The sequence below is a fragment of the Exiguobacterium sp. KKT215 genome, assembly GCF_055635335.1.
This window is the reverse complement of sequence record NZ_CM145756.1, coordinates 315588-340883: the sequence shown is the minus strand read 5'-3', so window position 1 is coordinate 340883 and position 25296 is coordinate 315588. Positions and strand designations below refer to the sequence as shown.

The 25296-nt window shown below is 54.6% G+C and carries 26 protein-coding genes; 16 read left to right on the top strand and 10 right to left on the bottom strand.

What is annotated here, in order from left to right; all coding sequences use genetic code 11:
- Nucleotides 1-24 precede the first annotated feature (24 nt).
- On the bottom strand, nucleotides 25-1611 hold the full coding sequence (locus ACZ2GZ_RS01925; protein WP_029594629.1) for a Na/Pi cotransporter family protein: 1587 nt from the start codon (nucleotides 1609-1611) through the stop codon (nucleotides 25-27).
- Nucleotides 1612-1634: 23 nt separating this feature from the next.
- Nucleotides 1635-2930: an HD domain-containing protein gene (locus ACZ2GZ_RS01920; RefSeq protein WP_029594628.1), complete on the bottom strand. Its 1296-nt coding sequence runs from the start codon at nucleotides 2928-2930 to the stop codon at nucleotides 1635-1637.
- Nucleotides 2931-3030: 100 nt separating this feature from the next.
- On the opposite strand from ACZ2GZ_RS01920, the gene ACZ2GZ_RS01915 reads away from it, so the two are divergent.
- A complete protein-coding gene (locus ACZ2GZ_RS01915) occupies nucleotides 3031-3879 on the top strand; it encodes a lipoate--protein ligase family protein (RefSeq protein WP_029594627.1) in 849 nt (282 codons plus the stop codon).
- A gap of 4 nt (nucleotides 3880-3883) precedes the next feature.
- Complete coding sequence (locus tag ACZ2GZ_RS01910; RefSeq protein ID WP_029594625.1) at nucleotides 3884-4729, top strand: DegV family protein; 846 nt, start codon at nucleotides 3884-3886, stop codon at nucleotides 4727-4729.
- A 51-nt stretch (nucleotides 4730-4780) separates the two neighbouring features.
- Here ACZ2GZ_RS01910 and ACZ2GZ_RS01905 read toward each other — a convergent pair whose 3' ends face one another.
- The gene (locus tag ACZ2GZ_RS01905) at nucleotides 4781-6730 is read right to left on the bottom strand and encodes a glycoside hydrolase family 3 protein (protein WP_029594624.1); all 1950 of its coding nucleotides are present in this window, start codon (nucleotides 6728-6730) and stop codon (nucleotides 4781-4783) included.
- 326 nt (nucleotides 6731-7056) lie between these two features.
- On the opposite strand from ACZ2GZ_RS01905, the gene lipA reads away from it, so the two are divergent.
- Together lipA and ACZ2GZ_RS01895 are read left to right on the top strand one after the other, a co-directional pair.
- Nucleotides 7057-7956, top strand: coding sequence for a lipoyl synthase (lipA, locus tag ACZ2GZ_RS01900; protein WP_328585781.1), 900 nt, complete (start codon nucleotides 7057-7059; stop codon nucleotides 7954-7956).
- A gap of 18 nt (nucleotides 7957-7974) precedes the next feature.
- The gene (locus ACZ2GZ_RS01895; RefSeq protein ID WP_029594622.1) at nucleotides 7975-8805 is read left to right on the top strand and encodes a lipoate--protein ligase family protein; all 831 of its coding nucleotides are present in this window, start codon (nucleotides 7975-7977) and stop codon (nucleotides 8803-8805) included.
- A 56-nt stretch (nucleotides 8806-8861) separates the two neighbouring features.
- On the opposite strand, the gene amyS is transcribed toward ACZ2GZ_RS01895, so the two are convergent.
- The 5 genes from amyS to ACZ2GZ_RS01870 form a co-directional block, all read right to left on the bottom strand.
- A complete protein-coding gene (amyS, locus tag ACZ2GZ_RS01890; protein ID WP_236355757.1) occupies nucleotides 8862-10379 on the bottom strand; it encodes an alpha-amylase in 1518 nt (505 codons plus the stop codon).
- Nucleotides 10380-10577: 198 nt separating this feature from the next.
- Nucleotides 10578-11105, bottom strand: coding sequence for a DUF2812 domain-containing protein (locus tag ACZ2GZ_RS01885; protein WP_029594620.1), 528 nt, complete (start codon nucleotides 11103-11105; stop codon nucleotides 10578-10580).
- Nucleotides 11102-11434: a PadR family transcriptional regulator gene (locus ACZ2GZ_RS01880; RefSeq protein ID WP_029594619.1), complete on the bottom strand. Its 333-nt coding sequence runs from the start codon at nucleotides 11432-11434 to the stop codon at nucleotides 11102-11104. The genes ACZ2GZ_RS01885 and ACZ2GZ_RS01880 overlap by 4 nt, the downstream gene beginning before the upstream one ends.
- A 113-nt stretch (nucleotides 11435-11547) precedes the next feature.
- Nucleotides 11548-12675 (bottom strand): YfbR-like 5'-deoxynucleotidase, encoded by a 1128-nt coding sequence (locus ACZ2GZ_RS01875; protein WP_029594618.1) that lies wholly within the window; start codon nucleotides 12673-12675, stop codon nucleotides 11548-11550.
- Nucleotides 12675-13706, bottom strand: a complete 1032-nt coding sequence (locus ACZ2GZ_RS01870) for an ion channel (protein ID WP_029594617.1) — start codon at nucleotides 13704-13706, stop codon at nucleotides 12675-12677. The genes ACZ2GZ_RS01875 and ACZ2GZ_RS01870 overlap by 1 nt, the downstream gene beginning before the upstream one ends.
- Before the next feature lie 103 nt (nucleotides 13707-13809).
- On the opposite strand from ACZ2GZ_RS01870, the gene ACZ2GZ_RS01865 reads away from it, so the two are divergent.
- The 6 genes from ACZ2GZ_RS01865 (at nucleotide 13810) to ACZ2GZ_RS01840 (ending at nucleotide 17402) form a co-directional block, all read left to right on the top strand.
- Nucleotides 13810-14268, top strand: a complete 459-nt coding sequence (locus tag ACZ2GZ_RS01865; protein WP_029594615.1) for a hypothetical protein — start codon at nucleotides 13810-13812, stop codon at nucleotides 14266-14268.
- Nucleotides 14265-14630: a hypothetical protein gene (locus ACZ2GZ_RS01860; protein WP_029594614.1), complete on the top strand. Its 366-nt coding sequence runs from the start codon at nucleotides 14265-14267 to the stop codon at nucleotides 14628-14630. Before ACZ2GZ_RS01865 ends, ACZ2GZ_RS01860 begins: the two co-directional genes overlap by 4 nt.
- Nucleotides 14627-15850, top strand: a complete 1224-nt coding sequence (locus ACZ2GZ_RS01855) for a glutathionylspermidine synthase family protein (RefSeq protein ID WP_029594613.1) — start codon at nucleotides 14627-14629, stop codon at nucleotides 15848-15850. The genes ACZ2GZ_RS01860 and ACZ2GZ_RS01855 overlap by 4 nt, the downstream gene beginning before the upstream one ends.
- Entirely contained in the window at nucleotides 15847-16260 is a 414-nt protein-coding gene (locus tag ACZ2GZ_RS01850; protein WP_021066039.1) for a DUF350 domain-containing protein, read from the top strand. Before ACZ2GZ_RS01855 ends, ACZ2GZ_RS01850 begins: the two co-directional genes overlap by 4 nt.
- A 61-nt stretch (nucleotides 16261-16321) precedes the next feature.
- Nucleotides 16322-16831, top strand: a complete 510-nt coding sequence (locus ACZ2GZ_RS01845) for a hypothetical protein (RefSeq protein WP_029594611.1) — start codon at nucleotides 16322-16324, stop codon at nucleotides 16829-16831.
- 22 nt (nucleotides 16832-16853) lie between these two features.
- On the top strand, nucleotides 16854-17402 hold the full coding sequence (locus ACZ2GZ_RS01840; protein WP_029594610.1) for a hypothetical protein: 549 nt from the start codon (nucleotides 16854-16856) through the stop codon (nucleotides 17400-17402).
- Between the two features lie 61 nt (nucleotides 17403-17463).
- On the opposite strand, the gene ACZ2GZ_RS01835 is transcribed toward ACZ2GZ_RS01840, so the two are convergent.
- Complete coding sequence (locus tag ACZ2GZ_RS01835; RefSeq protein ID WP_021066037.1) at nucleotides 17464-18564, bottom strand: globin domain-containing protein; 1101 nt, start codon at nucleotides 18562-18564, stop codon at nucleotides 17464-17466.
- A 189-nt stretch (nucleotides 18565-18753) separates the two neighbouring features.
- On the opposite strand from ACZ2GZ_RS01835, the gene ACZ2GZ_RS01830 reads away from it, so the two are divergent.
- Nucleotides 18754-19194 (top strand): RrF2 family transcriptional regulator, encoded by a 441-nt coding sequence (locus ACZ2GZ_RS01830; protein WP_021066036.1) that lies wholly within the window; start codon nucleotides 18754-18756, stop codon nucleotides 19192-19194.
- Nucleotides 19195-19216: 22 nt separating this feature from the next.
- Here ACZ2GZ_RS01830 and ACZ2GZ_RS01825 read toward each other — a convergent pair whose 3' ends face one another.
- Complete coding sequence (locus tag ACZ2GZ_RS01825; RefSeq protein WP_029594609.1) at nucleotides 19217-20149, bottom strand: ring-cleaving dioxygenase; 933 nt, start codon at nucleotides 20147-20149, stop codon at nucleotides 19217-19219.
- Nucleotides 20150-20268: 119 nt separating this feature from the next.
- On the opposite strand from ACZ2GZ_RS01825, the gene ACZ2GZ_RS01820 reads away from it, so the two are divergent.
- From ACZ2GZ_RS01820 to ACZ2GZ_RS01800, 5 genes are all read left to right on the top strand, one after another.
- Nucleotides 20269-20478 carry a helix-turn-helix transcriptional regulator gene (locus ACZ2GZ_RS01820; protein WP_029594608.1) on the top strand — a complete coding sequence of 70 codons (210 nt, stop codon included), beginning with the start codon at nucleotides 20269-20271 and terminating at the stop codon, nucleotides 20476-20478.
- Nucleotides 20475-20939 (top strand): hypothetical protein, encoded by a 465-nt coding sequence (locus ACZ2GZ_RS01815; RefSeq protein ID WP_021066033.1) that lies wholly within the window; start codon nucleotides 20475-20477, stop codon nucleotides 20937-20939. The genes ACZ2GZ_RS01820 and ACZ2GZ_RS01815 overlap by 4 nt, the downstream gene beginning before the upstream one ends.
- A 133-nt stretch (nucleotides 20940-21072) precedes the next feature.
- Nucleotides 21073-22401: an MATE family efflux transporter gene (locus ACZ2GZ_RS01810; protein ID WP_029594607.1), complete on the top strand. Its 1329-nt coding sequence runs from the start codon at nucleotides 21073-21075 to the stop codon at nucleotides 22399-22401.
- Nucleotides 22385-24676 carry a bifunctional glutamate--cysteine ligase GshA/glutathione synthetase GshB gene (gene gshAB / locus ACZ2GZ_RS01805; RefSeq protein WP_470295429.1) on the top strand — a complete coding sequence of 764 codons (2292 nt, stop codon included), beginning with the start codon at nucleotides 22385-22387 and terminating at the stop codon, nucleotides 24674-24676. The genes ACZ2GZ_RS01810 and gshAB overlap by 17 nt, the downstream gene beginning before the upstream one ends.
- Before the next feature lie 77 nt (nucleotides 24677-24753).
- Entirely contained in the window at nucleotides 24754-25254 is a 501-nt protein-coding gene (locus ACZ2GZ_RS01800; protein WP_029594605.1) for an SRPBCC family protein, read from the top strand.
- Nucleotides 25255-25296 lie beyond the last annotated feature (42 nt).

Sequence of the window (25296 nt, the reverse complement as noted above, 5' to 3'; positions counted from 1 at the left end):
TCCATCTTGGAGGGCGGTCGTTGTTTAGTCTTCCAGATTCACTTCAAACCGCTCGCTCGGGACGGTCGGTTTAATCAGATGACGCGTCGCACGCCAAATGTGATAGCCGATTCGGTCGAGCCAGAGGAGGGCCTGCACCTTTTGAATCGTCTGATCCATCTCGAGTTGATTGGCCGCCGTCTCCTCGAGCAGTTCGGCCCGGTGCGCTTTTCGATATTCAGCGAGCTGTTTCGAGGCCGTCTTCCACTGCCGCGACTCTTCCGGGGGCGTGTGATGATTGAGCGTCTCGACCATGTCGAGTTCATGCAAGACGAGCTGACGCGCGACCAGGAAGTCCGTATCGCGGAGCGCGTCGACCGGGTCGACTTCACGCATGACGAACAGCCACCGCTCCAAGTGGTCGATTGTATGGAGCAGCGACAGATGTTGGCCATAGTCGTTGCGTCCCCGCCCTTCTTCCAATTGAATCGTGCTCAAAAAGACACGGACGTCGCCGAGCGTCTTCTCGACGAGTTGGAGCTCGTCGTCGCGTTTACGTGCCTCGGTCAGCAACAGTTGCGTCTCTTTGGCCAAATAGCGCTCAATCTCAATCAACGAGCGCCGGGCCGCCTCGAGCGCGACCGTCGGGATGCGGGCCATATTCGGGTCGAGGAACCGGGTCAGCTTTTCCGCCCGGCTCGGGATCCACTTGAGCAACTGACGACTGAACGCCTGATGGAACGGCAGGAACGTGAACACCCCGAGCAAATGGAACGAGGTGTGGAACAAGGCGAGCCGCAACAGTTCATTCCAATTGAGGCGGTCGGCCACACCGTTCACGATACCGAACAAGAGCGGGAACGTCAGCCAGCCGATGAGTAAAATCGACCCGTGGACGAGCATGTGCGCCAAGACGATACGGCGAGCCGACTTCCAGCCCCCGATTGATCCGATGGCCACGACGAGACTCGTGCCGGCGCTTTGTCCAAGCACGAGCAGACAGGCTTGGGCGAGCGTCACCGTATCGGTCGCGAGCGCCGTCATCGTCAAGACGAGACCGATGCTCGAGGACTGTAACAAGACGGTCATGAGTAGGCCTGTCCCGAGCAGCGCGAGTTGGTGCAGCGGTGTGTCCGCTTCCCAACCCGCGAACGAGAACGTGACGACGTCGCGCATTGCTTCTTGAAGCGTCCCGATGCCCACGAAAATCAGACCGAGCCCGACCATGAGCATGCCGATGCGTTTGACGCGCCGCCCGATCAAGCGGAGTGCCATACCGACCCCGATGAGTGGGAGCAACAGCTCGCGGATGTCCACGTTATACCCTAAGAGTGCCACGAGCCAGCCCGTCGTCGCGCTGCCGACGTTCGCTCCGATGACGAGTGTGAGCGCTTGGGTGAACGTCAACAGACCTGCGCTGACAAAACTGATCGTCATGAGCGTCGTCACCGTCGACGATTGGAATAGCGCCGTCATCGTCGCTCCGAGAAACGCACCCGACACCGGCCCTTCCGCCAATCGGTTCAACCGTTGCCGGAGCCTCTCTCCGGCCATATTTTTCAACGTATCCGTCAACAGCATCATCCCGAGCAAGAAGATGCCGACCCCGCCGACCAATGTGCCAACCCCCATGGTGTCACTTCCTTTTCAACGATTCAATCTCCTCGTAACGTTGACAACATCCATGTTTTTTCTGACGCGAAATCTTTCAAGTTGAGGAGCACGTCCTCCGGATAATAAATTTTTTCGTCCGACTGTCGTGAGTTTAAAATCGATTGGACGAGCATCGACACTTCCGAAATTTCCCGGCGGTCGCCGTCATTCATCTTGAGATAGATGCCTTCGTATTTGCCATGCCCTTTATACAAGTCGTACGGCAGTTGACTGAGCTGGTCCTCGAGTAAGTAGTAGCGGGTCGGCAACCCGATTGACTCCATCGTCGAACGCAAGCGGTCCATGTAGCGGACGCGGTTCGCTTCCGGGAAATTCTTATACTTCAACAGGCGGCGGTTGACGAACCGGCTCGCGAGATCGGCCAAAATCGGGTCCGCCTCGTCCATCCATTCTTGGAAATAGAAATAGACGATCGTCTCATCGAGCTTCAAGTAATGCTCGAGCGTCATGTCCTCATGATTGAAAATCGGCAAGAAATGCTTCGGCGTCATCTCGAAGGCGTAGCCCGACTCGTACAGCTCTTGCGCCCGCTCGAGCACGGCTTTGAGCAACAGGTCGCTCGACCGCGTCGCCGGGTGCAAATAGACTTGCCAATACATTTGATAGCGCCGCATGATATAGTCCTCAATCGTATGCATGCCCGACTGTTTGACGACGACTTGGTCCTCATCGGGACGCAACACCCGAAGCATGCGCTCAAGGTCGAACTTACCGTAACTGACACCGGCGAAATGGGCGTCACGGAGCAGATAGTCCATCCGATCGACGTCGAGTTGCGAACTGAGGATATTGACGAGCAGTCGGTTCGGGTGTGTCTTATTGATGATGGCCGCCACTTCTTCCGGGAAGCCGACCCCCATCTCGGACAGCACTTTGTTCACTTCCGTGGCCCCGAGGATGATGCGTTCGGTCCACACCTCGTGACGGACGGCGAAGACGTGCTCGAACGCGTGCGAGAACGGACCGTGTCCGACATCGTGCAGCAGCGCCGCCGCGAGCAACAACTCCCGGTTGCGGTCATCCCACTCCGGATACTCATGGAACTGATCGATTAGCTGTCGGGCGATTTCGTAGACGCCGAGCGAATGATGGAAACGCGTATGCTCGGCCCCGTGGAACGTCAAAAACGACGTCCCGAGCTGTTTGATGCGACGTAACCGTTGAAACTCTTTCGTATTGATCAATTCCCAGACGAGATGATCATAGACGTATATATATCGATGAACCGGATCTTTGAACACTTTCGATCCTGACAATTGACCTCGTGACGTATACATGACGTTGCCCCCTACGTTTCATTAATGATTGGATTCGACTTCTAGCACGTTGTTCCTCCCATGTTATAATGGGAAGGAAATTATTTATTGAAAAGGAATTATGTATATGACCCATCCATTATTACGACAACCGACCTACCGTGTCATTGACCAGTCTTCGCTCGGTCCGGCGTTCCAAGCCGAGCAATCGTTCGCGACGGACGATACGCTCTGTGCCTCGACCGCGACGTCAGGTGCCGTCCTGCGGGCCTGGGTTCATCTAAACACGGTCGTGCTCGGGATTCAAGACGCCCGTCTGCCCCACTTGGCAGATGGCATCCGTTTGCTTCATGAACACGGCTTCCGTCCTGTCGTCCGCAATTCAGGAGGACTGGCCGTCGTCTTAGACGCGGACGTGTTGAACTTATCTTTGATTTTACCCGAGAAAGACGGGATTCAAATCGATAGCGGCTACGAGGCGATGACGTCACTCATCCAACTCATGTTCCAAGATGTGACGAACGAGATCGTGCCTGGCGAAATCGTCGGCTCATACTGCCCGGGCAGCTTCGATTTGTCGATTGACGGCAAGAAGTTCGCCGGCATTTCCCAGCGCCGCGTCCGTGGCGGCGTCGCCGTCCAGATTTACTTGAGCGTCCGCAAGAGCGGAAGTGAACGGGCCGCGCTCATCCGTGACTTTTATGCGCAAGCCATCCAAGGTGAAGCGACGCGCTTTACCTATCCGGCCATTGTCCCTGAGACGATGGCGTCACTCGAGGATTTGCTAGGAATCCCGCTCACTGTCGATGACGTGTTGCGTCGCGCCTACACCGTCCTCGGTGGCATGAGCCGGCTCATACCTGGCACGCTCGATGAGAACGAACAAGCGACGCTCGCGACCCAACTCGACCGGATGTGGAAACGCAACGAACCGATTCGCGACATTGAACAACAATTAGCAGAGGAGTGACCGCATGTTTAAAATCATAACCGATACCGGAGCCGATTTGACCCAAGACCAAGTTATCGAGTACGGCCTCGAGGTATTGCCACTCGGCGTCATCATCGACAACGAGGAATTTTTAGACGGAGAAACAATTCAACCGAAAGACGTGTACGACGCGATGCGGAACGGCAAGACACCGAAGACGTTCCAAATCGAGGCGGCCCGACTTGAGCATTGTTTCCGCCAACATCTCGAATCAGAAATCCCGTTCCTGTATCTCGCTTTCTCGGGCGAGCTCTCGGGTACATACCAGACGGCCGTCATGGTCGGCAACCTACTTAAAGAAGAATACCCGAACAGCACGTTCCATATTCTCGATACGCGTGCCGCGTCCGTCGGCCAAGGGCTGTTCGTCAAGACGGTCGCCGAGTATGGCCAAGACCATACGTATGAAGAGACGGTCGCCTACGCGACGTCGCTCGTCGGCAAAATCCGGCATTTGTTCACGGTCGAATCGCTCGAGTATTTGATGCGCGGCGGCCGTGTCTCGAAAGCGAGCGCGTTCATCGGGGATTTGTTGACAATTTTACCGCTTTTGACAGTCGAAGACGGCAAACTCGTCCCAATCGAGAAGGTGCGCGGTCACAAGAAAGTGTTACGCCGCATCGTCGAATGGATGACCGAGTCGAAACCGCTCGTCGAGGGTGGGCATGTCTTCATCGGTCACGGGGACGACCCGGTCAAAGCCGATCAGTTCGAGGCGTTGTTACGGGAACACGTGAACCCGGCGAGCGTCACGAAGACGATCGTCGGTTCGGCCATCGGGGCGCACACAGGCCCAGGCCTTCTCGTCGTCGGCTATTTCGAGGCGTGACAATCAAACGAAAAACCGCGAGTACCCTCATGGGGCACTCGCGGTTTTAGTTTACTTGTTCCAGTTGCGGAATCCGTCACCAAACTCGAGGTGCAAGTCGTCTCCGAACACGCCGTTCTCAAACGTCGGTACGTCGACCGGGAGTTTGCCCGTCGGTTTCACTTCACCGAAGATGGCGCGAATGCCGGCCGGGAGGTTCGGTCCTGCCGATTTGGCATTGCCCGCCTCTGAATCCGGTCCGTTCGGGTCACCTTTGAAGCCGTAGATGATGAGCTGGGCCGGTGCATCCGGCTGAACCGCCACATCGTACGGGTTGCGCAGGCTGAGCAATACTGACTTCTTGCCCGTCTCGTTGGCGTAACGGAACACTTCGGCCGGCACGTAGTTGTCAGCCGACGTCGATTTCAGCTTGGCGCTGTTGTTCACGTTCGAGCCGACGATGATATAGTCGGCCGCGTCGAGTTTTTCTTTCAATGCCGGGTTTTGATCCAAGTGCTTCGTCGATGCCGTATAGTTCGCGGCGATGACGTTCACGTCTTTCATGTTGCCGGCGTTCTTCTCGAGCGACTTGATCGTCTTGATCATGCTGTCCGTCTGGTCTTTCGCCGGTGACAGGACGAGGACCGTCTCGCCTTTTTTCGGTTTGAACGGAAGCGTCTTATCATCGTTTTTCACGAGTGTGACGGCCGCTTCGGCGATTTCACGTTCTTTCGCTTTATGCTCGGCACTGCCGACGACCGCATTCGCCTCAGCAAGTTTCGCTTCAAGCGTCGTCGTGTCGACCGATTCTTGCCAAATGCCGCGTTCCGCTTTGAGCGTCAAAATCCGTTCGACGGCCGCATCAATCTTGTCTTCTGACAGGCGTCCATCCTCGACGGCCGCCATGACGTCTTCAAAGATCGTCTCGAGCTTCACGACGTCCGCGTTCGACCGTAAAATCGTCGGCATGAGCGCGATATCCACGCCCGCATCGAACGTCTTGATGACCGCTTCGGCTTCCGTGAAGTTATCGGCAATCGCCTGCATGTTCAACGCATCCGTGATGACGATACCCTCATAGCCCATGTCTTCACGCAAGACGCCCGTGATGACGTCATCTGAGAGCGTCGCCGGGAGTGGGAACGTGCCGCGCGGCGAGTTGACGACCTCATCCTCGATTTGCGGCATCCCGATGTGTGCCGTCATTATCATATCGATGCCTTCGGTGATGGCCCGTTTGAACGGTAACAGTTCAAGTCCACGCAAGTCCTCGAGCGATTTGTCGACGATCGGAAGTCCGTAATGCGAGTCGACCGCCGTGTCACCATGACCTGGGAAATGCTTCGCCGTCGCGGCGACGCCCTGGTCTTGGATCCCTTGTGTCATCGCCGAGCCGAGCTCGCCGACGAGTTCTGGGTCGCTCGAGAACGAGCGTACGCCGATGACCGGGTTGGCCGGGTTGTTGTTGACGTCTAGCACCGGACCGAAGTTGACGTTCACCCCGAGAGCGTTCAACTCCGAACCGATAATATTCCCCGCGTCGTATGCGTACTGGCTGCTCCGTGTCGCCCCGAGCGCCATGTTACCCGGCAAGTTCGTGCCCGTTCCGAGACGTGTCACGATTCCACCCTCTTGGTCAATCGTGATGAAGAGCGGTACGTCGTTGCTTTCGTCTTGTTTGACGACTTCTTGGAGGTCGTGGACGAGTTTCGTCGTCTGTTCGGTCTCGGTCACGTTTTCCGCGAACAAGATGACACCCCCGAGGTCAAACCGATCGACGACGCGCGCCACATCTGTCGCGAGTGCCGTATGGTTCGCCCCGTTCCATAATCGGAAGTCTGGCATGATCATTTGACCGAGCTTTTGTTCAAGCGTCATCGACGCGAGCTTGGCGTCCACACGCTGCTCAATCGACGTTGCTGGCGTCTCCTCCGCTACGACCGCAGTCGCCATCGGGACCGATGAGACGAGTAGCGCTGTCGTTAGCCCCAGTGTCGCCGTCCAGTTCAATGCTTTGTTCATGTTCCCCACTCCTTTTTTGAAAGTTTCCCCGACCCCCAAACAAAAAGGCATGGAGGAAGAAGCGTTGCCTCACCAACGCTCGTTCACCCCATGCCTGATCGTATCAGTTACATATGGTCCTTATTCAGGTGGTCAACGTCAGTATAGCAATTCAAAAAATGGGAAACAACACTTCGCATGAAAGCGTAACCATTTTGAAATATATGTTCTGTTTTGACACACATCCAAGCTGTATTGGCAAAGCCAATAATTTCGCTGGTTCGAATTCGTCCTCATCTTTGGTAAACTCTTTTTGTTAGGGGTTAACTTTCAAAAAGGGGGAAATCATCTTGGCACGAGGGGAACTGAAACGAAAGCCGGAATGGTTAAAGATTAAACTGAACACGAACGAGACATACACCGGTCTCAAAAAGATGATGCGCGAGAAAAATCTACATACCGTCTGTGAAGAGGCGAAATGTCCGAACATCCATGAATGCTGGGCCGTCCGCCGCACCGCGACGTTCATGATTCTTGGAAGCATCTGCACCCGCGCCTGCCGCTTCTGCGCGGTTACGACGGGCAAGCCGAACGAACTCGACTGGGAAGAACCGAAACGCGTTGCCGAGTCGGTCCGCCTCATGAACCTGAAGCACGTCGTCATCACGGCCGTCGCCCGCGACGACTTGAACGACTACGGAGCGACGGTATTCGCCGAGACGGTCCGCGCCGTCCGTGCCATGAACCCGGAGACGTCAATCGAAGTGCTCCCGTCCGATATGATGGGTGACTTCTCGGCGCTCCAGACGCTCATCGATGCCGGCCCGGACATCATGAACCATAACTTGGAGACGGTCCGTCGTTTGACACCGAGAGTCCGCGCCAAAGCGACGTACGACCGGACGCTCGAATTTTTAAAACGGTCGAAAGAACTGAACCCGGACATCCCGACGAAGTCGTCCATCATGGTCGGACTCGGCGAGACGAAGGAAGAGTTGATTCAAGCGATGGACGACCTCCGGGCCCATCACGTTGACATCCTCACGCTCGGCCAATACTTGCAGCCGACGAAGAAGCACCTCGACGTCGAGCGCTACTACCATCCAGATGAGTTCGCCGAGCTGAAAGAGATCGCGTTGGCGAAAGGCTTCTCCCACTGTGAGGCCGGACCGCTTGTGCGTTCCTCGTATCACGCGGACGAACAAGTCCACAAGGCACGTCGCCATACGATGTTGCCAATCGATTAAGAGAAAGAAGAGACCGATATGACTGGAACGACATGGCATTTGCTCCACACCGCCCCGCTGTCCCCGGCCGAGAACATGGCAATCGATGAAGCCATCGCCGGCTGGGTCGCACGCGGCGACATGAAACCGACACTCCGTTTTTACGCCTGGGCACCGCACGCCATCAGCGTCGGACGCTTTCAACGGGCGACGCGTGATCTTGATCGCGAGGCGCTTAACGCGAACGGCATTCCCGTCGTCCGCCGCTTGACCGGGGGACGGGCCGTCCTCCATGCGGACGAATTGACGTATAGCGTCATTCTGCCTGAGACGATGCCGTCCTTGCCGACGAACGTCATCGAGAGCTATCGCCTCCTGACCGAAGGGGTGCGGCGCGGCTATCATGCGCTCGGCGTTCCGGCCGAATTCTCGGTCCCCTTGACCGAGGCCGATCGCGAGGCGCTCCGAAAACCGAAGTCGGCCGTCTGTTTCGACGCCGCCTCGTACTATGAGCTCGCTGTCGACGGAAAAAAGATTGCCGGGAGCGCCCAAGTCCGCCATCAAGGCGCAGTCCTTCAGCACGGGTCAATCCCATTGTCGATTGATGATGACGTCCTGTTCGACTGTTTCAACCTCGAGGCCGATGAAAAGGCCGAGGCGAAGGCACGTTTCGGCGACAAGGCCGTCTCGTTGAACGAGACGCTCGGCCGGAAGGTCGCGTTCGACGAGGTCGCCGCAGCTTTCACGGACGGGTTCCGCGACGCGTTCGATTTGACGTTCGAACCGCTGACGTTCACCGAGGCACAACAACATGAGATTCAGGAACTCGTCGCCAAATACGAGAGTGACGAGTGGGTCTGGAAACGCTAAATTCAAACAACACCCGATCGAAGAGAGGATCACCTCACTTCGATCGGGTGTTTTCGTTATTGTTGCGTATAAATCGAGACCGAGCCTCCGTTGACGAAGAACTGACCCCAGCCGTCAGCATTGATCGTGACGAGACGGGCGTTGTTGTTCGTCATGTCTTTCCATACCTCGCCGGCGTTCTGTTTGCCGACGTACATCCACTTCGAGCCGCCCGGACCGTCCGATAGAATCGTCGCGAGACCCGATTTGGCACGGTCGGTCACACCTTCACGTGTCCAGCCGATGACGTCCTGATGATCGAGGTAGTCATGCTGCGTCCCGTAGGCGAAGTCTTTTCGTGCCTTCAAAATCGGTTGGAGCGTGCCCGACATGTTCGGGATTTCGCGGTTCGTCGTCCCTTTCGTGCCGTAATAGTCTCCATAGAAGAGGGCCGGATAACCCTGACCGCGCGTCATGATCGTCGCGTAGGCAAGCGGTTTGAACCAGTTGGCGACCGTCGACTCGAGCGACTGGCCCGGCTGTGAGTCGTGGTTATCGACAATCGTCACGGACAGCGACGGATGCTGTTCGGTGACGGTGCCTTTCAAGATGTTGCGCATATCGTAATACCCGCCGCCGTTACCGGCCGCTTGGAAGTTGTAATGGAGCGGCACATCGAAGACGGAGTGCGTGTAGCCCGTCTTATACAGATAGTCGTTGATGGCACCGAGATCGTTCTTCCAATACTCGGCGACCGTGAACATCTCTTTCCCGGTCGTCTGGCGTACGCTCGTCACCCACTCCTTCAAGTACGAGTGGCTGATATGTTTGACCGCATCCAACCGGAAACCGTCGAGCCCGAGCGAGTCGGCGTACCATTTGCCCCAGTTCTTCATCTCTTGGCGGACCTCGGGATGCTCGAAATCGACGTCGGCATACATAAGATAATCATAGTTGCCGTTCTCGTTCGACACGTCCGTGTCCCACGCCTTGCCCGTGCTCTTGAACTTATAGATGCGGCTCAAGCTGCGTGACTGATCCCAATCGGTACCGTCAAAATGGTACCAGCGCCATTTGAACGGCGAGTATGTATTGTTGCGCCCCGCGAAGTTGAACCCGGTCCAGGCCGAGATGCCATACTCACCGGACGTTTCTTGGTTCCGGTTCGACGGATTGACCTCGATCGCCTGAACGGATTCGGTATAATCGGCCCCGCCCTTGTGATTCATGACGACGTCGCCGTACACACCGATCCCTTTACCGCGCAAGTTCGAGATGGCGGTCTGGAGCTGCGCTTTCGTCCCGTACTTCGTCCGGGTCGTCCCTTTTTGGTTGAATTCGCCGAGATCGTATAAATCGTACGCCCCATACCCGACATCGTTTTGTGACGTGCCTTTGTACGCCGGCGGAATCCACACCGTCGTCACCCCGATGTCTTTCAAGTGCTGCGAGTCGTTCGATAGTCGGTTCCAATGCAGCCCGTCGTTCGGGACGTACCATTCAAAGTACTGCATCATCGTACCGTTTTGCGGCGTCGCCGCCTGTGCGACCGGTTGCCCGGCGAGCAGTGCAATCGCGGTGACACCAGCCGTCATCGCTAACCCTTTCCGTCTTTTACCCATGCCCGTTCCTCCTCTTCAAAATGAATGCAAGCGCTTTCATTAATTATCATGCCCGATTCTATTTTGGTTGAATAGAGGATTTCCATAAAACAGTTCTCTGCGCCTAACTATTTTTTTCTTGAATAGTTCAGTCGACCAAAACAAAACGGATGGCTTGTGCCATCCGCCTAGTCATTCATTCCGTTCCAAACGTTTTCGCTTCACGAGGAAACCGAGATACGGGAGTCCTGTGAAGACGAGCCCGATGACGACAAGCGTCTGTAACACCAAAATGATGGCTTCCGCCGTCTGCGGCCAATCCAATTGGAGCATGAACACAAATCCAAGTGATAACAGCAAGCAGATGAGCGCACACCGCCCCATCGCACGCTCGACTTGCCCATATTTCTCTTGGGTCGTCTGGCGATCCGTATACAGAGGCGTCGCGTCCGGACTGCCTTTGAACACATGAATCTCATCGCCGGTCGACGTGACATGTTCCCATCCGCTCGCGGCGAACAGCTCAAAGTAATCCTCGTCCGGTTGTTTGCGATAATCGAGACTATAGCGCACGTCCATCGGTTCCCCTTCGACGAGCGTATAGCCGAGTGGAGCGAACTTCTCTAAATGCCAGCCACGAGCTGCCATCTCCCCTAGCTTTTTCATTTCCCGCTCTTCGGCGAACGCCAATCCCCAACTCGACATATATTTCCGTTTCATCGGTGTCCCTCCCCGTCTAAAATGAAGCGTGCATCGTCAACGATCGCTTGCCGTCGTTTCAAGTCTTCCGCCACGAGGGCACGGCCTTGCGCCTTGATCACATAGCGTTTCTGCTTGCCGTCCCCGTCAATCGGCTCAATCAGTTGCGCGTTCACGAGCTTCTTGATGATGGTGTACATCGACGCCGGTCCGATTTTGATTCGTCCGTTCGTCAACTCCTCGACGAACTGCATAATCAAATAGCCGTGACGCGCCTCGGTCAAGGCGAGCAGGATATAGAGCATGCTGTCGGTCAATTCTCCGAGCTCGATTGTGTCGTTACGTGGCATCCCGCCACCTCCTATATCATTCATTGATATATCTTACTCTCAATATATATCTTTTAATGATATATGTCAATAAATGATATAAAAAAGCCGCAGACAGTTCGTCTGCGACCTTGTTAACTAGTGACGTAATCTAAATCGTGCAAGATGTAAGCTAAAAAGAACAACATGCTCGGGTTCTCGTAGCGCATCTGCACTTTACGAAGTTGCTCCCGATACGTGACCTCGTACTCAGCCCCGTTCATCTTCCGCTCCATGTTCATCTTGATGAGCGCGTCGAGTTTGTCCATCATATCGACGAGCATGCCTTCATACGTATCATCTTTCGAATCGGCCATATAGCGGCGGAACGCCGGCTGCATATAGTCCGGGAGGAGCGACAAGAGCGCCTCGCTCTCGGTCCGTTCGTACGCCTCGAACGCCGCACCGGTCTCCGCGGTCGAATGTTTCACCGGGCCGAGCACGTCACCGGTCACCCCTTCGACGAGGTCGTGACAGAGAAGGCGGGCCGTCAATTCGGCGACATCGACGTCGACGTCATATTTCTCGCGTTCCAACAAGCCGCTGAACAGCCCGAGCGCGGCCGCCCGGAATCCATGGATGGCGTCGTTATCGTCGATCGTATTGAAACGGCCTTTCCACCGTCTTACACTGTCCATCCGCATGACGTTCTCGATGAACGTCGCCACGTCGGTCTCGGCCTCGACTTGTTCATAGAGCCAGCGGACCGATTCGAGCGGATGATCGCGCAGGGCTGCTTTCATCTCTTCAAGCTTCGCGACGAAATGAGGCGAGCCATGTCCGACTTCCCGGCGGACGAACAGCATCGCGTCGAACGAATCGATTCCATCGACGAGCCGTCCTTCGAATGAGTCGTCCTCCGCCTCGACGAGGAAACGATAAAAATGCGGCCGGAGCGACTGCGACAACAACTCGACGAGTCCGAGACTCGCCGTCCGCTCCATCCGTTCGATATGTTCTTTGAGCGTCGGTTCTTTTTTCGTCCGGTGCATGATTGGACCGGTCTGCACTTCATTCATATCATGGAACAGCGCCTTGCCGAGCACGTCGAGCAAGTTGACGTCCCGTCCTTTGTTCTCTTCGTAGTATGCCGCGATTAAGCTGAAGACAGCGACGCGGAAACTGTGGCTTGCCGCATTGTCATGATAATGCGGTGCATACTCGTCCCATCGTTGCACGTTCTGCATGCGTGTCATCTTACGGATAAACGTTCCGTTATACATCAAATTCCTCCTTGGTTCAGTCGCTCCCACGAGTCATCGTGACAGACGACGTACAACATATCGTTCGCTTGAAGCGGTGTATCGAGCACCGTCGCGTAATCGAGACGGTCGTTGACGGCGATTAACGTGACGCCTTGGTGCAACAAGCTTTCCGCTGCATCCCGAATGGTCGTCCATTCTGGTTTCGGCGCGAGCGCCTGGATGTTGCCGCCTGACTGTTTACTAAGCAGCTGACGGAAAATCGATGTCGTCCCCGGCTGCAGCGTCGCTTTCGCCATGAGGAGTGACACCGAGTCGTTCGCGAGAATAAAGTCGTCGATTCGGACGTGTTTGAATTTCGAGATGTTCCGTTCCTCGCACACCTCAACGACCGTATGCAAATCGACGCCGCGTTCAGACGAGAGCGCTTCGACCGCTGACGCGATGAGCAACGATTTCCCGTCGGCGAGGAGTGTCTCCGTGATGCGGGCATCCGCGAAGATGGCGACCCGGCGCGCCTTTAAAATATTGGCCTGCAAGAGTACGGCCTCGTCCGACGCGTCACCATGGACGAAGTGGACGTTGTCGTGGTCGTACGTTTCTTCCTTCAACTGATCGATTAAGACGATCTCAGCCTTTGGCTCATAGATGAGCACTTCATCAATCGCTTTTTTCGTCTTCGGCGACCAGCCGATGTAGACGTAATGCCCTTCTCCTCGATACACTAACTTCCCCTCCCGTTTTAACCGTTGAAACGTCGCACCGACTTCAACGAGTTTTCCAATCAACGCCCCGATAATCCCGATCCCGAACAGGAACAAGAAAATCCCGAGCCAACGTCCCGCGACCGATGTCGGGAAAAAGTCACCATATCCGACGGTCGTGAGCGTCGTCATCGTCCACCAGAATGAGTCGAACATCGACGGGAACGTCTCCGGTTCAAGCACAAATCCGAGGACGGTACCGGTCAAGATGATGACGAGCGATGCCAGGACGACGTTCAAAAACGATAATTTCGATAACCCGCGCCAGACACGAAAAAAGATATGCACAGAAAAACCCCTCCTTTTCCTATATACTAGAGACAACTTACTTGATTTACGAAACCACCTTACATTCGGTTCCGTATAGAAAGAAAAAAGAAAGGACGACGTCATGAACTCAATCGTTTTGGAATATCGACTCTATAAAAATGAACTTTCGTTCGAGCCACTCTACCATTATACATCGCTCGGCCTCGATGAAGTACTCGCCCGCCGCGAATGCGAATTTTTCGTCAAGGACGGCATGACCTACAAACAGCGCTCATCGGCGCTCGAAGGCGAACAATACTTCTTGATTTACGTCGACCGCTACACGGAAGGCCCCGTCGACAAGCACGAGACGACCGACATTAAAGTCGAGATCCGGACGCTCGACGACCGGTTCGACAACCCGATGCTCGAGGCGTATTACGTCGATCGGCATCTCGACGCACTCGCCATGATCGGCAGTCAGTATTTGTACGTCGCCGGCAAAGAATATGAGCGCGACTCGGCCGAGACGGACGAAGATCGTGGCGTCTATGTCATTTACGTCACCCCTACAGGTTATACATTGGAGGAATCAACATGAAGACAAGCAAAAAAATCTTGAGCGGTCTGTCGGCTGCTGTCTTGACCGCATCGTTAGCGGCTTGCGGCACCGACGAAACAGAACAAGCGACGTTACCGGAAGAACCGACCGGCTATGAATGCGACGATTGGGACTGGGATGATGAGACGGAGTCATATTACTGTGACGATGATCGCTCCCCTCACTTCGGGAGCTTCTTCTTACTCGGTAGCCTATTCAATTCAAAGAGTGCATTGAAGAACTCCTCGGCATATAAAAATTACCGCTCGAACGGTGGCGCCAGCAACATCACCCCGAACAAATCAAACTCAGGCTCCAACTCGGGACTCGGTAGCGGTTCAAAAGGCGGCTTTGGGGGATGAAGCGAGACGCACTGTTTGGCCAAATCCCTTTCTTTTGGTCTGACTTGAACGACGAGGAGTACGCTCTTTACGACTGTCTTACCATGTCTACGGACGCGGTGGGGCAGATTCGGAAAGCGACGCGTGACGTCGATGCGATTTTCCGTAAGACGAACCGCCTATTGCGCACCCTCCCGGACGATACACTCCGCTTGCTCGGTTATCCTGAGGCGAGCCTACCGTTCCTGCGCGACAAGGCGCTGCCGCAAGAGACGATTATCGGTCGCTATGACTGGATCGTCAAAGACGGCACCCTCAAGTTGATGGAATTCAATGCCGATACACCGACGTTCATCAAAGAACTGTTCGACGTGAACGGCTATGTGACGACAGAATTCGGGCTCGACGACCCGAACGCGGCGTCGACCGAAGAGCTCAAGGCCGAACTTCGAAAAGCCGTCATCGCAGCGTGGCAACGACTCGACCGGGATGGGACACCGAAAATCGTCTTCACGGCCCATGACGACAACATCGAGGACAAATGGACGACGCGCTTCCTTCAAGAGACGCTCGATTTACCGTCCGAATTCGTCCCGCTCGACCGATTGCTCGTCAATGCGGACGGCGTCTTCACACCGTCCGGGGAAAAAGTCGACGTGTTATATCGTCAGACGTACCCGATCGAGCATCTGGTCGACGACCGGGCACCCAATGGTGATTTGATTGGCATCCGCCTGCTCGAACTGAACGCAGCCAAACACGTCTCGGTACTCAATCCGCTCTCGGCGTTTCTCATGCAGTCCAAAGGCGTCCAAGCGCTCATTTGGGAACTGTATGAGGCCGATACATATTTCGACGAAGCGGAACGTTCCATCATCGAGACATATTTTTTACCGACGTATCTCGAGCCTGATCCGTTTATCGGCCAGAGCGCGTACGTGCAAAAGCCCGCCTTCGGCCGGGAAGGCGACTCGGTCATCCTCTACGACCAAGCCGGCGTCCCGTTTCATAAAGAGACACTCCAGACGTACGCGGACGAGACGGCGGTGTATCAACAGTTCATCGAGCTGCCGACCCGTCTGACGAACACGGTCAACGGTCCGTTCGAGACGCACTACATGGTCGGCTGTTTTTGCTTGAACGGCCATCCGTCCGCCCTCGGCGTCCGCGCCGGCAGCATGATTACGAATAACCAGTCTTACTACTTAGCCATCGGCACAACAAAGGAGAATAACTTATGACGTTCATCACGCTCGATTCCATCTTGAGCTTCCTCGCTCACCTCGGCACAGGGTTTGGCCTGATTTTAGCCGGACTCGTCGTCTTCGCCCTTACGACGAAGTATTCGGAACGTAAATTGATTAAAGAAGGTAACGTCGCCGTCGCCTTGAAACTTTGGGGGAAAGCAATCGGACTCGCCATCGTCATCTACACGGTGTGGGCGAACAGCGTCAACCTGCTCGACGCCTTCATCTGGGGACTCGTCGGGATTCTTGCCCAAGTGCTCGCCTTCTGGACATTTGAATACGTCCTGACACCAGGCGTGAACTTAGAGAAAGAAGTCGAGAACGGCAACCTCGCCATCGGGATCAGCCTTTTCTCCGCCTCACTCGTCGTCGGCATCATCGTCGCCGCGAGCTTGACGTACTAATCAAACAGCCCATGCGCTCAGGATTGAGGCATGGGCTGTTGCTATAGAAAGGAAGAGACAAATGTTCAAACGAAAAATTATCGGAGTGTTGCTAGCTTGTATCGCACTTATCGCCTTGATACAAAACGGACCTACATTTTTAGAGAATCGAAAGCTTGATCGCTATTTGGCTGATGACGGGTTTCACGCCTATACATACGATCAATTTGATGAATCAAACCTCGCACTGTTCACAAATGAGGACGAGACAATGCTTGGACTCGCCGAAATGAGTGGTGACGGGTATAGTGCCACAACTGTCGAGACAGTCGATGCAGCTCCGTTCGACTATATCGAGCTTGAACATGAAGGCACTTATTATTGGGGGGTGCGTCTCCACAACAACCCTCAAAAAGTGGCTTCTCTCCGCATCATCGGAGAGCGTATGCAAGGAGAACACGTCCTCAATCGTCCCGAAGAGGATACATTTTCTAAATATCATATCTTGAAATTACATAACGTCCCTCAAGAAGATTGGACGATTCAAACGTTAGACCAAAATGAGCAAGTCATTGACTCGATCGATTTCTGAAAACTGAACAAGGAGAGGCAAAATGTCAAAACGTGGACTCGCATTATTCCTTACAGGTATGATCATCATCATCGCCATTTCAGTCACGGCCGGTATCCGGTCTTATAACGACGAACAACGAAAACAAGCATCCGAACAGGTACAACAAGAATTGAACGACCAGATGACTGCCCAAGGGTGGTCTGCTTACGAATACCATAAATTAGAAGGATCGACCGTCACGCTATTCACGAACGCAGACGACACGATTCTCGGTCTAGGCATCATGAAAACGAACGGTGAGTTTAGTAGCTCGACCCGTGACACAATTGAAGAAACACCATTCGACTGGGCTCATCTTGGCAATGGAACAGACGAATACCTTGGGGTTCGGTTGAACAATCAACCCGAAGACGTCGTGTACTTGCGGTTACAGAATTCCGATTGGAGTAAAACCTACATGGTCAACGATCCTCGAGACGAAGGATATATCAGGACTTACTTGATTACTCTAGAGAAGACGCTACTTGGCGACTGGACAATCGAAACGCTCGACCGCGACAAAAACGTGATCCACGCTGAGCAACTATAAAAACCGCAAACCGATAACCGGTCTGCGGTGATACGACGACTGTTTTCGCAGTCGTCCTTTCTTATGCTCTAGCGAGTACGGCTGATGGACCGAAGAACTCGTAACGGGCTTGTGGAATCGTTTGGACGACCGTCTCCATCATCGCGGTCGGACCGCACGTGTAGACGTCGTGTCCCTCGACATCAAGTGCTTCGAGTTGTGTCGCACTCATGCAACCTGATACGTCATCGACGTGTGTGATGAGCTGGAGACCAGCGTTCACAAGTTCATCGAGCTCTTCACCGAGCGGACGGAGGTTCGTGCTGCGGACAGCATGGAGCAACGTGACCGAACGGCCTTGACCGAGTGCCGTTTTCGCCATGTTGAAGAGCGGTGTGATGCCAATCCCGCCAGCGACGAGTGTGAGCGGACGATCCGATGCTTCGAGCACGAATTCGCCAGCTGGGGCACTCACTGGAATCTCCGTACCGACCGTCTGCTCATGGAGCCAGTTTGAGACGAGACCTTCCGCCTTCGGAGCAATCCAGTAGCCGTCTTCTGTCGTCTCGACGACGCTATATTGGCGATGGTGCAAGATGTCTTCCCCAGCAATACGGGCTTGAACCGAGATGTATTGACCTGGGATGGCCATCCCGACGACGCCGTCGTTCGCTTTGATGTGGAATCGTTTCACTTCCGGTGTGTCTTCAATCACTTCAGCAACCGTGAACGGTTTGAAACCGATCCATGGTGCATCATCGTACATCTGTTTCTCGAGCGAGATGAAGACGTCGGCGATGACACCATATGCTTTCGCCCAAGCGTCGATGATATCCGGCGTCGCTGCTTCACCGAGCACGTCTTGAATCGCGCCGAGTAAGTTTTGTCCGACAATCGGATAATGTTCTGGCCGGATGTTCAAGCTCTTATGTTTATGAAGTGCCGGTTGGATGGCCGGAAGGATCGCTTCGAGACGATCGATATGGACGGCTGCCGCATAGACGGCGTTGGCGAGCGCCTCTGGCTGACGACCGCGTTTTTGGTTCGTATGGTTGAAGAATTGACGGACTTCTGGGTTGTTTTCGAACATGCGCTTATAGAAGTGACTCGTGATGGCGACACCATGGTCTTTCAAGACCGGTGCGGTTGCTTTGACGATATCCATGGTTTGTTGATCTAACATTTTGTTTCCCCCTTTTTGAAAGTTCATGTTCATTATGTGAGGTAAGTCACTTCAAAAGCAATATATAAAATACTTGTTTAGATACAAGTTCAAATTTCCGCCTTGAATCCGCCACGCTTTTTTCACATCTTCCATCATCGCGCTTTCAGACGATGTCTTGTACAATGAACGGATAAGAGGTGAAACAACATGCGGCTCACGCAAACGTGCGATTACGCACTCCGAACACTCATGTATAGCGCCACGTTCTCCCATCGTCTCGTAACGATTCAAGAAGTGGCGGACCAATATCAGATTTCAAAGAATCACGTCATGAAAGTCGTCTATGAGCTTGGCAAGCATGGGTATCTCGAATCGGTGCGCGGCCGTGGTGGCGGCTTCCGGCTCGCCCGACCGATGGAGGACATCAACGTCGGCGACGTCGTCCGGACGATGGAACCGTTCGAGCTCGTCGAATGCTTCGGGGAAGGACGATGTGTCATCGCACCCGCATGCGACCTGCGGAGCGTCTTGAACGAGGCGATGCTCGCGTTCCTGCACGTGCTCGACCGCTATACGATTGCCGACCTCGTTGCCAACCGGACGAACGAACTGGCCATGTTGCTAGGCATACAAAACCCGACGGACTGAAATAGTCCGTCGGGTTTGTCTGTTATAGCGGTTTTAATTTGGCCTCAATCTCGGCTCGTTGTGGCTCAAGAAACGGTGGTAGCGCCAAACGTTCTCCGAGCGTCTCGACTGGTTCGTCCGTCGCAAATCCAGGGCCGTCCGTCGCGAGTTCCACCAAAATCCCGCTCGGTTCGCGGAAATAAATTGATTTAAAATAATAACGATCGATTAGGCCCGAATGACTGATGCCGAATGAATCGAGCCGCTCGACCCAACGCGCCATCTCGTCATCATCCTCGACGCGAATCGCGACGTGGTGGACACTGCCTCGTCCTGGACGCTCCGACGGTAAATCGGGACGGTCGACGAGATGAATCTCTGTCGCCACACCGCCATCCCCCGTCTCGAACACACGAACCGATTGACCGTTCCGTTCGAACTCAGACGCGAAGCGATAACCGAGCACGTCCGTCAGCACCCGCTCCGTCTTCTCAATTCGCCGTACCGTCCACTCGCTAAATCCGAGGCCGAAGACGGCGACGTCTGCCGGCACCGGTCCGTTTTTCCGCGGCGTCCCTGATCCGCCCTCGACGAGACAGAGCCGTTGCCCCTCCTCGTCCTCGAAGTAAAGCGTCGGACGACCGAGCACATCCTCTAACGGATCATGGAGTACACCGAATTCGAAAAATCGCTCAAGCCAGTACGACAATGCCCCATCCGGCACCCGAAGCGCCGTCCGCGAGATGCTGCTCGACCCTTTATACGTTTGCCCGAGAAAAGGCAGCTCGAAGAACGTCAAATCCGTCCCCGGTGTCCCCGATTCATCTGCGTAAAACAAGTGATACATCGATGGATCGTCTTGGTTGACCGTCTTTTTGACGAGTCGCATCCCGAGTACCTCCGTATAGAATCGCAAGTTCTTCAACGCGTCCCCTGTCATCGCCGACACGTGATGTTGTCCAAAAATCGCCTTCATCCGACTTCTCCCCTTTCAACTTTGATTATATTGTACCATCCACAAATAAGTAAAGTTAGCTTTACATTAAGTAAAGTTTACTTTACACTGAAGATAGAAACAAGAAATGAGGTGGCGGCATGCCATTAATCAATCGCGTCAAAGAGTTGCGGGCCCGGCATCAATTGACTCAAGGTGACTTGGCGGCCAAAGTCGGTGTGACGAGACAGACGATCATCTCGCTCGAAAAAGGGATCTACACGCCGTCGCTTATGCTGGCGATGCAAATCGCCCGCGTATTCGAGGAACCGGTCGAATCTATTTTCACAATCGAGGAGGAAACAAATTGAAACACGTCGTCATCCAATCCATCTCCAGCATCATCTTGTACGTCCTGATGGCATTTCTGTTCAGCTCGTTCTTGTCTGACGTGTCGACCGTCATCGAGACCGACCGATTCGAAATTGAGTTTAACTTATTGCCGCTCTTGCTGTTAGTCGGCTTCTTTATCATTTGGACAATCTATTCGTTCAAGACACGCCCGAACCAAAACTTAAGCTTTGGCCAATGGTCGGTCCGGATGACAGAATTTAGCGAAGTCGACGAACGCGAGCAGATCATCACGGCGAAAGCGACGAAAGCCGCCTACGTCTCGTTCGGGATTACTGTGCCGCTCCTCATGGCGTCATTCATGTTTTATCCGCTGTTCGAGAACGCGCTCCCCGCTTATCCGATTTACGCACTCGCCTCGACACTGATCATCTCGACACTCGTTTATATGACGACTTGGATCCGCGCCTATACCCATTAAGGAATTCACATCGAATTCCTTTTTTTGTGTCGATTTTTCGTCGAGTCGTTCCCTACGATTGCGAATTCAGTCACGTCGTGCTTATATATAACTAAACGATTATATACTAAATGTATTGAAGGGGTCTTTCATAGTGAAAACCATCGATTTGACGACCGGTCAGGTTCAACGCGTCATCGTGGCGCTCGCCCTCCCGCTCGTCGGCAGTTCGCTTTTACAGTTCACGTATAGTCTCGTCGATATGTTCTGGGTCGGTGCGCTCGGTAGCGACGCCGTCGCCAGCATCGGCGCGGCCAGCTTTTATATCATGCTCGGTCAGGCGATTCAATCCCTTATCGTCGTCGGCGCCGGCATCAAAGTGTCGCAAGCCGTCGGACGACGAGATCAGGCGTTGATTCAGCGCTACATCCGGGCCGGGAGGCGGATGAACCTCGGCCTCGGCCTGTTATTTGCCGTCCTCCTCGCCGGGTTCGGCCAGACGCTCATCGGATTTTTGAACATGGACGCCCCACCTGTCGAACGATTGGCGTACAGTTACTTGCTCGTCAGTGCCCCGATGCTCGTCTTCTCGTTTGCCAACCTATTCTATGCCCGTCTGTTTAGCGCTTACGGCAATACGACGACAGCAATGCGCATCAACGCGACCGGGGTCACTCTCAATATGATCCTGTCGCCGCTCTTCATCTATCCACTCGGACTCGGGGTCGTCGGTGCCGGTCTCGCGACGCTCGTCGCGAACGTTGTCATGTTCGGCTTCTTCTGGCACCGAGCCCGCCTCTTGTTCGATTGGGAGGAGACGGTCGAACCAAATCGCACGGACTATACAGAGATTCTTCGCCTTGGCTTCCCGATGGCGACGCAACGTGTCTTGTTCACCGTCATCAGCATCTTCCTCGCCCGGATGATTGGTTCGTACGGGACAGAGGCAATCGCAGCCCAGCGTATCGGATTACAAATCGAATCGATCGCCTATATGATGATCGGCGGACTGAACGGGGCCATCGCGAGTTATACGGGGCAAAATCTCGGCGCCCGCAAAGTGGACCGGGTCCATGAAGGCTACCGGGTGACGACGCGTCTCGGTATCCTGTATACCGGGCTGATCACCCTCGTCTTTCTGTTCGTTCCGGACGTCCTGATCGGGCTATTCGTCGATGACCCGACAACGATTGACATCGGCGCGAGCTATTTACGTATCATCGGGATTTCGCTCATCTTCGCCTCATTCGAGATGATTGGGAACGGCTACTTCTCGGGACTCGGCCTGCCAAAAATCCCGGCAACGATCTCCATCGTCTTCACCGTTGCCCGCATCCCGCTCGCGCTTGCCCTCGAACCCTATCTCGGTCTCGATGCCATTTGGTGGAGCATCGCCATCTCAAGCATCATCAAAGGGCTCGTCTCCGTCCTCTATGTCCGACTAATGAAAAAGGAAGTGACTTCCCTTGCAGAAGCGATTTAATGACCTTACTAACCAGTTGTTGCGTGGCCGGTTCGCCATCGAGCGTGAGATGCTCCGCGTGACCCCTGAAGGGACGCTCGCCGTCACGAAACATCCGACAGCACTCGGTGACAAAGCGACGCACCCGTATATCACGACCGACTTCTCAGAAAGTCAGATTGAACTGATTACCCCTACGTTTCCGACCGTCGAAGCCGCGCACAACTTCTTACAGACGCTGTACGATGTCACGGCACTGAACATCGGCGATGAACGGCTCTGGCCACAGTCGATGCCGTGCGCGCTTCCGGACGGCGGCGTCATCCCGCTCGCCGACTTTGGCAGCTCTGGGATCGAGGCCGGACGCTATCGGGAGCACCTGCTCCAAAAATACGGGGCGAAAAAACAGCTCATCTCAGGCATCCATTTCAACTTCTCGTTCGCAGACGAGCTGATTGAGGCGCTCTATGAAGGATCATCCGAGCACTACGAAGGCTTCAAGAACAATTTGTATTTAAAACTCGTCCGCAACTATTTACGGACACGTTGGCTCGTCGTCTATCTGTTAGGCGGGACACCAGCTGTCCATACGAGCTATGAAGAACGTTGCGTCAGTCAGATGCAGGCGCTCAGCGAGGACGTGTATTCGAATACGACGGCGTTGTCATACCGGAATAGCGATTGCGGCTATACGAACGTCGAGCCGCTCTATCCGGACTATTCAACTCTCTCAGACTACACCGCGAGCGTGCGCCGCTTCATCGCCCAAGGCGATATCGCCAACCCGAACGAGCTCTACTCTCCGATTCGACTGAAGACGTCACAGGGCGGCAATGACTTGGAACGACTCGAGACGAACGGCATCGATTACATCGAGATTCGCAACATCGACCTCAACCCGTTCGAGAAGACCGGGATCGCCCTGTCCGATTTGAAGTTCCTGCACGTCTTCCTGCTCTACTTGACGTTGAAAGACGAGACACGGTTCGCGGACTGGCAGGCCGAGGCGTTCCACAACCAGCAACGCGTGGCGAAAGAAGGGCTATCCCCTACGCTCTTGCTGCATCGGGACGGCGAGGCGGTGCCGCTTCAGACGTACGCACGCGATTTGCTCGACGAAGTCGAAGCGTTCAATGAACGGTACACTCTCGGATTCGATGACGTCTTCCCCTCTGTCCGGAAGCGGGTTAACCATGTCGAGTCGACGTATGCGGCTCAATTGACGAATATCATGACAACCGAAGGCTACACGGCCTGGTCGCTCCAGCAAGCGGAACTATTCTATCAAGATGCGTACGCCAACCGGTTCCGGGTGCACGGCTACACGGACATGGAGCTATCGACGCAGATTTTGATAAAGGCGGCGCTGAAACGCGGCTATGCCGTCGACGTGATCGACCGCGACGACCAATTTCTCCGCATCCGCCACGGTAACCAGACCGAATATGTCAAACAGGCGACGAAGACGTCGAAAGACAATTACGTGTCGGTACTCATGATGGAGAACAAGACAGTGACAAAACACGTGCTCGCCGAACATGGCATCCGCGTGCCGGGCGGGGTCGAGCTGCGCACTGAAGCTGATTTACAGGAAGCCTGGTCTACATTTGCGGACGAGCCGATCGTTTTGAAACCGAAATCGACAAACTTCGGAATCGGCATCCACATCTTCAAAGACGGCACGACGTTCGAGGAGGCGCGCGGGGCGTTCCGTCATGCCCGTTCGTTCGACGACGTCGTCCTGCTCGAGACGTTCCTGCCCGGGAAAGAGTATCGTTTTCTCGTTATCGGTGACGAGGTCGCGGGCATTTTGCACCGCGTCCCGGCGAACGTGACCGGGGACGGCGTGTCGACGATCCGTGAGCTCGTCGACAAGAAGAATGAAGACCCGCTCCGTGGCAAAGGCTATAAGACACCGCTCGAGAAAATCGACATCGATGACATCGTCGTGGCGTTCCTCCGTCCACAAGACAAGACACCGGACAGTGTCCTCGCCGATGGTGAGCTCGTCTTCTTGCGTGAGAACTCGAACATCAGCACGGGCGGGGACAGTATCGACTATACAGACCGGATTGCCGATTCCTACAAACGAATTGCGGTCGAGTCCGCCCGAGCCATCGGCGCGACGATTTGCGGGGTCGATATGATGATTCCGTCGCTCGAGCGTGAAGATGACTATGGCATCATCGAGCTGAACTTCAATCCGGCCATCCATATCCATTCCTTCCCGTACGAAGGCAAGGAGCGGCCGATCGGCGAGACCGTGCTCGATTTGATATTTGACGGAAAAGGTTGAAGAGGTCCATGAATCGGGAATAGAGACTACATTGATTAGACATATGCATTTTCTTTCTCGAGAATGGGGGCTTTCCAATGGAAAAAGTGAAATCTCAAGTCGAAGGCAACACGTTAGTTGTCGAACGAAGTTTCAACGCACCGCGTGAGCTCGTGTTCGAGGCTTTCTCGACACCGGCCCACCTCGAAACCTGGTGGGGACCAACTGGATGGAAGACAGAGATTCGCACGTTCGAGTTCGAACCTGGGGGCACGTGGCATTATTGCATGACGTGTGTCGATAAAGGTCAAGGTGATTATTACGGCATGGAGTCATGGGGCAAATCGACGTTCCTCGAGATCGACCCGCATCGGAAAATCGTCTATACGGACGCATTCTCGGACGCGGACGGCCACGTCAATCCCGAGCTTCCCGTCATGACAATTACCAATGAGTTCATCGATATTCCGAACGGCACGCTGTTCATTAGCCGCTCCGAATTCACGGACGCCGAGTCGCTCCGACAAGTCGTCGACATGGGAGCCGTCGAAGGTTTCACCTCACAGCTCGACCGTCTCGACGCCATCGTCTCCAGATAACAGCAAGCACCGCGCCTCGAATGAGGCGCGGTGCTTTTTCGT

Excerpts from the sequence above, each read along its gene's own strand:
- ACZ2GZ_RS01830 (WP_021066036.1), top strand. The coding sequence starts at position 18,754 with ATGCGGCTCACGCAAACGTGCGATTACGCACTCCGAACACTCATGTAT.
- ACZ2GZ_RS01865 (WP_029594615.1), top strand. The coding sequence starts at position 13,810 with ATGAACTCAATCGTTTTGGAATATCGACTCTATAAAAATGAACTTTCG.
- ACZ2GZ_RS01880 (WP_029594619.1), bottom strand. The coding sequence starts at position 11,434 with ATGCCACGTAACGACACAATCGAGCTCGGAGAATTGACCGACAGCATG.
- ACZ2GZ_RS01800 (WP_029594605.1), top strand. The coding sequence starts at position 24,754 with ATGGAAAAAGTGAAATCTCAAGTCGAAGGCAACACGTTAGTTGTCGAA.
- ACZ2GZ_RS01845 (WP_029594611.1), top strand. The coding sequence starts at position 16,322 with ATGTTCAAACGAAAAATTATCGGAGTGTTGCTAGCTTGTATCGCACTT.
- ACZ2GZ_RS01825 (WP_029594609.1), bottom strand. The coding sequence starts at position 20,149 with ATGAAGGCGATTTTTGGACAACATCACGTGTCGGCGATGACAGGGGAC.
- ACZ2GZ_RS01860 (WP_029594614.1), top strand. The coding sequence starts at position 14,265 with ATGAAGACAAGCAAAAAAATCTTGAGCGGTCTGTCGGCTGCTGTCTTG.
- ACZ2GZ_RS01835 (WP_021066037.1), bottom strand. The coding sequence starts at position 18,564 with ATGTTAGATCAACAAACCATGGATATCGTCAAAGCAACCGCACCGGTC.
- ACZ2GZ_RS01875 (WP_029594618.1), bottom strand. The coding sequence starts at position 12,675 with ATGTATAACGGAACGTTTATCCGTAAGATGACACGCATGCAGAACGTG.
- ACZ2GZ_RS01885 (WP_029594620.1), bottom strand. The coding sequence starts at position 11,105 with ATGAAACGGAAATATATGTCGAGTTGGGGATTGGCGTTCGCCGAAGAG.
- ACZ2GZ_RS01915 (WP_029594627.1), top strand. The coding sequence starts at position 3,031 with ATGTATATGACCCATCCATTATTACGACAACCGACCTACCGTGTCATT.
- ACZ2GZ_RS01840 (WP_029594610.1), top strand. The coding sequence starts at position 16,854 with ATGTCAAAACGTGGACTCGCATTATTCCTTACAGGTATGATCATCATC.
- ACZ2GZ_RS01850 (WP_021066039.1), top strand. The coding sequence starts at position 15,847 with ATGACGTTCATCACGCTCGATTCCATCTTGAGCTTCCTCGCTCACCTC.
- ACZ2GZ_RS01925 (WP_029594629.1), bottom strand. The coding sequence starts at position 1,611 with ATGGGGGTTGGCACATTGGTCGGCGGGGTCGGCATCTTCTTGCTCGGG.
- ACZ2GZ_RS01910 (WP_029594625.1), top strand. The coding sequence starts at position 3,884 with ATGTTTAAAATCATAACCGATACCGGAGCCGATTTGACCCAAGACCAA.
- ACZ2GZ_RS01895 (WP_029594622.1), top strand. The coding sequence starts at position 7,975 with ATGACTGGAACGACATGGCATTTGCTCCACACCGCCCCGCTGTCCCCG.
- amyS (WP_236355757.1), bottom strand. The coding sequence starts at position 10,379 with ATGACGGCTGGTGTCACCGCGATTGCACTGCTCGCCGGGCAACCGGTC.
- ACZ2GZ_RS01820 (WP_029594608.1), top strand. The coding sequence starts at position 20,269 with ATGCCATTAATCAATCGCGTCAAAGAGTTGCGGGCCCGGCATCAATTG.
- ACZ2GZ_RS01920 (WP_029594628.1), bottom strand. The coding sequence starts at position 2,930 with ATGTATACGTCACGAGGTCAATTGTCAGGATCGAAAGTGTTCAAAGAT.
- ACZ2GZ_RS01855 (WP_029594613.1), top strand. The coding sequence starts at position 14,627 with ATGAAGCGAGACGCACTGTTTGGCCAAATCCCTTTCTTTTGGTCTGAC.
- ACZ2GZ_RS01905 (WP_029594624.1), bottom strand. The coding sequence starts at position 6,730 with ATGAACAAAGCATTGAACTGGACGGCGACACTGGGGCTAACGACAGCG.